The organism is Pseudomonas protegens, from assembly GCF_003732485.1.
Lineage (GTDB): Bacteria > Pseudomonadota > Gammaproteobacteria > Pseudomonadales > Pseudomonadaceae > Aquipseudomonas > Aquipseudomonas protegens_B.
Map to the genome: position 1 here is coordinate 11,572 of NZ_MOAK01000033.1, position 8,820 is coordinate 20,391.

Here is an 8,820-nt window from a genome sequence, read left to right on the forward strand (position 1 = left end):
GAATCAGCAAAAAAACAAATGATGTCAATGCCGAGCACGGCTCAAGAGCCGGCGTGCAAGCAAGCATCTGAAATGATGAAACAGGCCATGTCCAATATGCCAGTAAAGAAGTAATCCAATAGACAGGTGTACCAGTTACACCTGTCACCACGACCTCAGCAGTGCCTTTACAGAACCAGCACAATGAATATTATTATCTTAGTTGCCTGTGTCTTTTGTGTGTATCTGGCCATACTTTACTTCTATATGAAACGCAAAAAGTCCGGCCAACTCGCGCACTTCAAATCTCAGCATTCCGGCGCCCCACTCGATGAAACGCAAAAAAGAGCATTGGCGTTTGGCGGAATTCTATTTAGCAATAGATTTGAAAAAATCCTGAGTATTCTTCCAGAAGACGACTTGAATAAATACATTCTAGGGCTCAAGAACGAATGGGAGATCGAAAGTTCCGAAACGGCAAAAGAAACCTTGATTGAACTGACCAACCTCTCCAAGAGTAAGGATCTCGATCAGTATATCGAGAGTCCTCCTGCAGAAATCCAAGCCATTCAGAAACGCATCGCAAAAGAACTGGGCATATCACTGGCGACTGTAGAAAATACGAAATCCACTTTTGCCTGGGACACCATGAGAGCGGTGTCATTGGCCAGATGGTGTTACTGGGCGGGTTATCTGACAGAACAAGAAACCTGGGCCTTTATTCACGATGCTGCCCAGACTGCCCGCAGGCTTGGTGCAAGCTGGGAAGACTACACCGTATCCTTTTTGCTGGGCAGAACCATTCACGGCTATGACCTTGACGATATCGGTTCCATGGCTCAATACATCCTCAAGGGAAAAGCCAGGGGCAGCCAGGACACTGATATCTATGTGAAGTACTCGTATAAATAAAACAGACAATAAAACTTTGCGTCGGGGACTTCACCAGCGCCCGGCGCACAAAATCGAGTCGTTTCTGAGTTCCCATCAAAACACTAACGATGTAGGTGTTCCTTCACCCCTCCTGCTGCAACCGCGCAATCAAGGTGTCGATAAAGAACGCCAGGCTCTCTGGCAACACCCGCTTGGGCATGGTCAGCACCTGAATGTCCCGATCGCCCAAGCGCGGGTTGGACAGGGGCACCGATACCAGCCCATCCATCCCCCGTCCCTCGCCACTGATGGCGCTGGCAAAGGCCACCGTATCGGACTGGCGCACAAACTCATGCAGGGCCCCGGAGAAGTTGCAGGTCATCACCTGATCGAAGCTCAGGCCGTCCATCTGGCACACCAGGTCCAGCAGTTGCCGCTGGGTGGTGCCCTTGGGCGTCAAGGCCACCGCAAACCCCTGCACCTGCTCCAGTGACAGCACCCCGGCGCTGGCCAGCGGATGCCCGGCGCGCATCAGGGCGCGAATCGGCGAGCGGATCGAGTAGCACACGTTGACCCCCTCCACGGGCTCGGTGCTGAAGGTCAGCCCCACGTCCGCCTCGCCCCGGCGAATGCGCTGCACGCACTCGTGGGGCGAGATCACGTCCAGGCGGTACTCGGCTCCGGGCCGCAGGCGGTAATGCTCCAGCAGCACCCGGGGCAGGAAATACCGCGACAGGCCCTCGGTGGATACCAAGCGGATCACCTTGGCCCCCGGGTAACCCTCGCCCCGCAGTTCGGCGAGGATGTTCTCCTGTTCCAGCCAGGTGCGCCGGGCGTGTTCGGCCAGGGCTTCGCCAGCGGCGGTGAGTTGCATGCCCCGCGGGCGCCGCTCGAACAGCGCCACGCCAACGCTCTCTTCCAGCAGGGCGATCTGCCGGCTCACCGCGCTGGGGGCGATGTGCAAACGCTCCCCCGCCGCGGCCAGGGAGCCCGCATCGATCACCGCCAGAAAATACCGATAGTCCATGTGCGTCCCCTTGCCAGGCATCCAATTTTTAGAATCATGCCTTCAAAAAACAGCAATATACAGATGCCTTTGCCAACTCCACCATGGGTCCGTTCCCCTTGCCCGACCGGAGTTGCAATGACCAAGCAAGCTGCCCTCGCCGGCGTTCGCCAGTACCTGGACGACGGCCACTTTGAACAGGACCTGCGACGCCGGGTGGCGTTTCGCAGTGACAGCCAGGACCCGGCCCACGCCAGCGAGTTGCCGCGCTACCTGCTGGAGGAAATCCAGCCGCTACTGCAGCGCCTGGGCTTCGACTGTCAGCTGCTGGCCAACCCGGAGGCCGGTGGGCCGTTCCTGATTGCCACGCGCCTGGAAGACCCAGCCCTGCACACAGTGCTCAGCTACGGCCACGGCGACGTGGTGCCGGGTTACGCCGAACAGTGGCGCACGGGCCTGAATCCCTGGCAGCTGACCCTGGAGGGTGAACGCTGGTACGGCCGTGGCACCGCCGACAACAAGGGCCAGCACAGCATCAACCTGACCGCCCTGGAGCAAGTGCTAAAGGCCCGCGACGGGCGCCTGGGCTTCAACCTCAAGCTGCTGTTCGAGATGGGTGAGGAAGCCGGTTCCCCGGGGCTGCGCCAGCTGTGCCAGGAGCAGCGCGAACTGTTGCGGGCCGATGTGTTCATCGCCTCCGACGGCCCACGGCTGAATCAGGCCCGGCCGACGCTGTTCCTCGGCTCCCGCGGCTCGGCGCAGTTCCGCCTGGAGGTCAACACCCGGGACAAGGGCCTGCACTCGGGCAACTGGGGCGGGGTGATGAGCAACCCCGGCGTGGTACTGGCCAACGCCCTGGCCAGCCTGGTGGACCAGAACGGCCGCATCCGCTGCCGCGAACTGCTGCCGGCGAACATTCCCGACAACGTGCGCGCCGCCATCGTCGACCTGGAGATCCAGCCCGAGTCCCTGGGCCGCCCTCTGGACGAACACTGGGGCGAACCGGGGCTGACCCTGGGCGAGCGCCTGTTCGCCTGGAACACCCTGGAAATCCTCGCCTTCAGCGCCGGCAACCCGCAAAAGCCGGTGAACGCGATTCCGCCCCGGGCCGTGGCCTTCTGCCAATTGCGCTTTGTCCTCGGCACGCCCTGGCAGCAGCTGGAAAGCCTGCTGCGGGCGCACCTGGACCGTGAAGGTTTCAGCCAGGTGGAGATCGTCATGGAGCGCTGCTCCCCGGCCACCCGCCTGGACCCGGACAACCCCTGGGTCAGGTTCGCCAAGACCTCGATTGCAGGTAGCAGTGCGCAGCGCCTGGCGCTGTTGCCGAACCTGGCGGGCACCCTGCCCAACGACATCTTCGCCGAAGTGCTGGGGCTGCCGACCCTGTGGATTCCCCACTCCTACCCCGGCTGCTCGCAGCACGCCCCGGACGAACACCTGCTGCTGCCGGTGATTCGTGAAGGCCTGGAGATCATGACGGCCCTGTTCTGGGACCTGGGGGACCTGCCCCGGACCTGAGGCCATCGCTTACCCCGCCCGGCCCTGGCCGGGCACCTGTCGCTCAAAATCCAACAATAAGCAGGAGCGTCCTGTATGACAGCGTTAGCCACCACCTCGACCGCGCCCCGGGTCGAACCCAAGGCCCTGTGGAAACCCATAGGCGCCGCCCTGATCGGCAACACCCTGGAGTGGTTCGACCTGTCGATCTACGCCTACTTCGCCCTGACCATCAGCCAGGTGTTCTTTCCCAGCGCGGACCCGACCTTCTCCCTGCTGCTGGCCTTCGCCACCTTCGGCATCTCGTTCCTGATCCGCCCCCTGGGCGCGGCGGTACTGGGCTCCTACGCCGACCGCAAGGGCCGCAAGAAGGCCCTGACCCTGTCGATCCTGATCATGCTGACGGGCACCCTGCTGATCGCCATCATGCCCAGCTACGCCACCCTGGGCCTCGCCGCGCCGATCGGCATCCTCCTGGCCCGGCTGCTGCAAGGCTTCTCTGCCGGTGGCGAGTTCGGCACCTCCACCGCCTTCATGCTGGAACACGCGCCGCCGCGCACCCGGCACTTTGTCGCCAGCCTGCAATTCGCCAGCCAGGGCTTTGGCGTGGTCATCGCCTCGACCTTCGGCTACTTCCTGACCAAGCACCTCGATGCACAGCAGATGCTCGACTGGGGCTGGCGCGTGCCGTTCTTCTTCGGCCTGCTGCTGGGCCCGGTGGGCCTGTACATCCGCCGTACGGTGGACGAGTCGCCGGACTTCAAGGCCAGCGAACCGGGGGAACGCCCTTTGCGCGAAGTGCTGGTGACCCAGAAGACCCTGCTGCTGATCGCCATGGGCACCCTGGTGGTGTCGACCGCCTCGAACTACATGATCCAGTACATGCCCTCCTACGCCGCCACCAGCCTGAACATCGCCCAGTCCTCGGGCTTTTTAGCGACCCTTACCGGCGGCCTGATCCTGACCATCATCACGCCCATCGTCGGCTACCTGTCCGGCCATATAGGGCGCCTGAAAATCATGCTGGCAGCGGCGGTGGTCTATGCCGTGGCGATCCTGCCGGCGTTCTTCTGGCTCAACAGCCGCCCCAGTGCCAGTTCGCTGCTGCTGGTGGTGGCGCTGATGGCCCTGATCAAGGCGGTGTACTTCGCCCCGCTGCCGTCGCTGATGGCGGACATCTTCCCGGTGCGCACCCGGGTCACCGGCATGTCCCTGAGCTACAACCTGGGGGTCACGATCTTCGGCGGTTTTGCCCCGGTGATCGCTACCGGATTGATTGCCCTGACCGGCTCACAGCTGGCACCGAGTTTCTACCTGATGCTGGCGGCAGCGTTGAGCGTCGTAGCCCTGTTGATGGCGCGTAAAAAACTCGGAATGACCTGAGAGAGGGCCAAGCCAAACGCCGTGTAGGAGCCGGCTGCCGGCGAACAGGTCCTTGGGCCTTGCAGCGCCTGGACGGGCGCCTTCGCTGGCAAGCCAGCTCCTACTGCACCGGCAAGAAATTCATCAGCAGCAGGCTCTGCGCGTAATTGAACCCCACCCGCCGGTAGCGCTCATCGAGAATCTGCGTGAGCAAATCCAGGCGCGCGACGATCTTGCCGAACTCCACGGCAAAACTCAGGTTGCTGCCCTCCTCGGAAATCTCGTTGGAGAACAGCAACAGCACCCCATTGGCATCCTGGCGCTGGCTCAGCAGCCAGGTGGCCTTCTCGATATTGCGCGCGGCGTTGCTGATGAACTGCGGGTCGATGGTATCGGTCATGTAGAACTCGGTGCGCCCGCCATGGGCGGTCACCAGCATGCTGCCAATGGCATAGATGAACGCCCCCACCCGATCGCCCTGGAACTCCGGGCTCAGGGAATAGCTCAGGGCCGCCAGGTCGCGACGATCCCCCAGGGCCGGCAGCGGCTGGCGCTTTTCGATGGCATTGCGGATCTCGCGCTGGGCCGTGGTGCCATCGGGGAAACCTGACTTGCGCCACTGGCTGGGGTTGCGCAGGTAGAGCTTGCCCATCAGCAGGTACAGGCTCTGCAGGTTGTCGCGCATGCCGATGGTGGCCATGCGATCGACGCTGGTCTGGAAGAATTCGTCAGGCTTGCCTTCACGAAACTGTTTGGCGATATCGCGCCCTTGCTGCTGGGTACAGGCCGTGGCGCCAAGCATCAGCAGCGCCACCAGGAACAGGCGCTGAAATCGGGTTTGCATCATGCAAAAAGAGGGAGCGTAGGCCATCGGCACCGGGTCGGAATTCACGGGCTGCGGCGGGGATCGGCGCGGCCAGGCCTGATGATAGAACGCAAAACTGTAAAAAAGTGCGATGACCGCGGCCGGCCATCGCCAAATCGCTCGCTTACGAGCGTCGCAACTGACCGGGAGAAACAATGATCTTGACGTTGTGCTCCTTGTTGTTGACAAGCTCCTCGAAGCCCTGGCCGACAATCTCTTCCAGCTGGATGCGCCCGGTCACCAGGGGCGAAATATCCAGCCGGCCATCGGCGATAAAGGCGATCACATCGGCGAACTCACCGTTGTAGGCCAGGGCCCCCAGCACCGTTTTCTCGGTGGCCACCAACTCGAAGAAGTTGAACTCGCTGGGCTCTTCGAAAATCCCTACCAGCACGCATTTGCCGGCCTTGCGGATCAGGTCGATGGCCAGCTTGGCGGTGTGCTTGTTGCCGATGCATTCAAAGCTGACATCGGCGCCCAATCCGCCGGTCAGGCGCTTGACCTCGGCCAGGGCGTCGCATTCCTTGGGATCGAGCACGTGGGTGGCGCCCACTTCCCGAGCCTTGGCCTTGCGCGCGCCGGACATTTCCAGGGCAATCACCTGGGCCGCGCCTGCGGCCTTGGCGCACATGATGGTGCACAGGCCGATGGTGCCGGCGCCGACCACCACCACGTTCTGCCCCAACAAACTGCCGGCTTTTTTCACCGCGTGCATGCCCACCGCCAGCGGCTCGATCAGCGCTCCGGCCTCGGCGGGAAAGTTGGCCGGCAAGGCGTACAGCAGGTTGGCCGGCACGTTGACCAATTCGGCGAAGGCGCCGTTGTTCATCAGCCCGGTAAAGGCCAGGTTTTCGCAGATGTTGTACAGGCCGTGGGTGCAGTAGTAGCAGGTGCCGCAGTGCTGGCAGGCGTCGGCGGCCACTGGCTGGCCGAGGCTGAAACCCTGGACCCCTTCGCCCAGGGCGACGATTTCGCCGCAGAACTCGTGGCCGAGGATGCACTGGCCCTTGATCCCGGTCAGCGGGTGCGGTGCGTCCACCGGAATGAACACCGGCCCGGCCACGTATTCGTGCAGGTCGGAGCCGCAGATGCCGCACCAGTCGACGCGGATCTGCACCCAGCCGGCAGGCGGCGCGTCGGGCAGCGGTACGTCTTCGACGCGGATATCGTGGCGGCCGTGCCAGACCGCGGCACGCATGCTGGGAACAGGCTTGAGGGAAACACTCATCTTGGCTTCTCCTTATTCTTGTAGAGCTGCGACGGCCCCCTGGCCGCCGCAGAACACCTCAGTGCTGCTGGATAAAGTCGAGGATCAGGCGGTTGACCTGCTCCGCCGCTTCCATCTGCAGCATGTGCCCCTGCCCCGGCAGCACCTCGATCTGCGCCTTGAGATCGGCGCTGTGGCTCACCGGAATGATCCGGTCGTCGCTGCCCCAGATCACCAGCACCGGCTGCGGGCCGTCCTGCACCACCGGGCGCAGGTCGGCCTGCTGGCGGCCGTCGGCAAACAGGTTGCCGGCCAACTGCCCGAGGGCCGCATGCACCCCTTCCAGGCGCTTGTACTTGAGCATGTCGTCGAGCATCTGCCGGTTCACCAGCTCGGCGTTGGAGAACAGCTGCACCAGCTGCGGCTTCAGCGCATTGCGGTTGCTGGCCTCGACAAAACCTTGCAGGTAGTCGCCGTTGATCTCGCGGCCCAACCCGGCGCTGCCGATCAGGGTCAGGGAACGCACGCGGTCCGGCGCCAGCCGCGCGGTGTTGAGGGACACCGCGCCGCCCATGGAGTGGCCCACCAGATGGGCCACGGGAATCTCCAGGTGATCCAGCAGCGCCAGCAGCACCTGGCTCAACTCGTCCAGGTCGGCCCGTTGCAGGGCCTTGGCCGATTCGCCGTGGCCCGGCAGGTCGAGGGCGATCACCCGGCGCCCGGCGGCCAGGGCTTCGTGGTTGAACAGCCAGTTGTTGAGGTCGCCGCCAAAGCCGTGCACCAGCAGCAGCGGCGTACCGCCTTCACCGCGCTCGAAATAGCGGATCAGGCGGCCGCCCAGTTCGACCTTCTGCGGCGCCGGGCCGCTGTCTTCATCGGCGCTGTCGCCGGGCACGAAGCTGGCCTGGAACTGCTCGATCACCGCGTCGATCTCGGCGTCACTGGCCTCGCCTTCGACCACGATGCCCAGCAGCGCGCCCACCGCCAGGGTCTCGTCCTGGCGGGCGATCTGCCGGCGCAGGATGCCGGAGAACGGCGCCTCGACGCTGCTGGAGATCTTGTCGGTCTCCACGTCCAGCACTTCATCGCCCTTGCTGATGCTCTGGCCTTCTTCCTTGAGCCAGGCATCGACCCGGCCCTCGGTCATCGACAGGCCCCACTTGGGCATGGTCAGGGTATGGATCTGGCTCATCAGCGGCTCCACTCGATCACAGTGAGCACGGCTTTCTCGATCTTCGCCGCGTCGGGGATGTACAGGTCTTCCAGGGCGTCGGAGAACGGCACTGGGGTGTGGGGCGCGGTGACCATTTCAATCGGCGCCTTGAGGGAGGCGAAGGCTTTCTGCGCCACCAGGGCCGAGATGTCGGTGGCCATGGAGCAGCGTGGGTTGGCTTCGTCGATCACCACCAGGCGCCCGGTCTTCTCCACGCTTTCCAGGATGCTGTCTTCATCCAGCGGGCTGGTGGTGCGCAGGTCGATCACCTCGCAGTCGACGCCGCGCCCGGCCAAGCTGCGGGCCGCATCCAGGGCGGTGTTCACCGTGCGCCCGTAGGACACCAGGGTCACGTCCTTGCCGTCGCGCAGGAAGTTGGCCTCGCCGAAGGGAATCGCGTAGGACTCCTCCGGCACTTCGCCCTGCAGGCTGTAGAGCAGCTTGTGCTCGCAGAAGATCACCGGGTCGTTATCGCGGATGGCCTGGATCAGCAGGCCCTTGGCGTCGTAGGGCGACGAGGGGCAGACCACTTTCAGCCCGGGGATGTGGGTCCACAGCGAGGTCAGCATTTGCGAGTGCTGGGCCGCGGCGCGCAGGCCGGCGCCGACCATGGTGCGGATCACCAGCGGGGTCTGGGCCTTGCCGCCGAACATGTAGCGAAACTTCGCCGCCTGATTGAGGATCTGGTCCAGGCAGCAGCCGGCGAAGTCGACGAACATCAGCTCGCACACCGGGCGCACGCCACGGGTGGCGGCGCCGACCGCGGCGCCGACGTAGCCGATCTCCGACAGCGGGGTGTCCAGCACCCGCCCGGGGAA

At 63.6% G+C, this 8,820-nt stretch carries 9 protein-coding genes; 4 read left to right on the top strand and 5 right to left on the bottom strand.

The window, feature by feature from the left end; all coding sequences use genetic code 11:
• The first annotated feature begins 27 nt into the window (after window positions 1–27).
• Entirely contained in the window at window positions 28–114 is an 87-nt protein-coding gene (locus BLX41_RS05340; protein WP_404942743.1) for a hypothetical protein, read from the top strand.
• 69 nt (window positions 115–183) lie between these two features.
• Complete coding sequence (locus BLX41_RS05345; RefSeq protein ID WP_123724058.1) at window positions 184–891, top strand: DUF1266 domain-containing protein; 708 nt, start codon at window positions 184–186, stop codon at window positions 889–891.
• A gap of 103 nt (window positions 892–994) precedes the next feature.
• Here the strand turns inward: BLX41_RS05345 and BLX41_RS05350 are convergent, their stop codons facing one another.
• Window positions 995–1,879 carry a LysR family transcriptional regulator gene (locus tag BLX41_RS05350; RefSeq protein WP_123724059.1) on the bottom strand — a complete coding sequence of 295 codons (885 nt, stop codon included), beginning with the start codon at window positions 1,877–1,879 and terminating at the stop codon, window positions 995–997.
• 117 nt (window positions 1,880–1,996) lie between these two features.
• Here BLX41_RS05350 and BLX41_RS05355 point away from each other — a divergent pair, with 117 nt between their 5' ends.
• Window positions 1,997–3,376, top strand: a complete 1,380-nt coding sequence (locus BLX41_RS05355) for a M20 family metallopeptidase (protein WP_123724060.1) — start codon at window positions 1,997–1,999, stop codon at window positions 3,374–3,376.
• A gap of 75 nt (window positions 3,377–3,451) precedes the next feature.
• Window positions 3,452–4,738, top strand: coding sequence for an MFS transporter (locus tag BLX41_RS05360; RefSeq protein ID WP_123724061.1), 1,287 nt, complete (start codon window positions 3,452–3,454; stop codon window positions 4,736–4,738).
• Window positions 4,739–4,838: 100 nt separating this feature from the next.
• On the opposite strand, the gene BLX41_RS05365 is transcribed toward BLX41_RS05360, so the two are convergent.
• The 4 genes from BLX41_RS05365 to BLX41_RS05380 all read right to left on the bottom strand — a co-directional run.
• Entirely contained in the window at window positions 4,839–5,564 is a 726-nt protein-coding gene (locus BLX41_RS05365; RefSeq protein WP_015634963.1) for a hypothetical protein, read from the bottom strand.
• A gap of 142 nt (window positions 5,565–5,706) precedes the next feature.
• On the bottom strand, window positions 5,707–6,780 hold the full coding sequence (locus BLX41_RS05370) for a 2,3-butanediol dehydrogenase (RefSeq protein ID WP_259744458.1): 1,074 nt from the start codon (window positions 6,778–6,780) through the stop codon (window positions 5,707–5,709).
• Between the two features lie 88 nt (window positions 6,781–6,868).
• Complete coding sequence (locus BLX41_RS05375; RefSeq protein WP_123724063.1) at window positions 6,869–7,981, bottom strand: acetoin dehydrogenase dihydrolipoyllysine-residue acetyltransferase subunit; 1,113 nt, start codon at window positions 7,979–7,981, stop codon at window positions 6,869–6,871.
• Window positions 7,981–8,820, bottom strand: an 840-nt coding sequence (locus BLX41_RS05380) for an alpha-ketoacid dehydrogenase subunit beta (RefSeq protein WP_148059688.1), incomplete at its 5' end; no start/stop codon positions are given. The genes BLX41_RS05375 and BLX41_RS05380, both read right to left, overlap by 1 nt.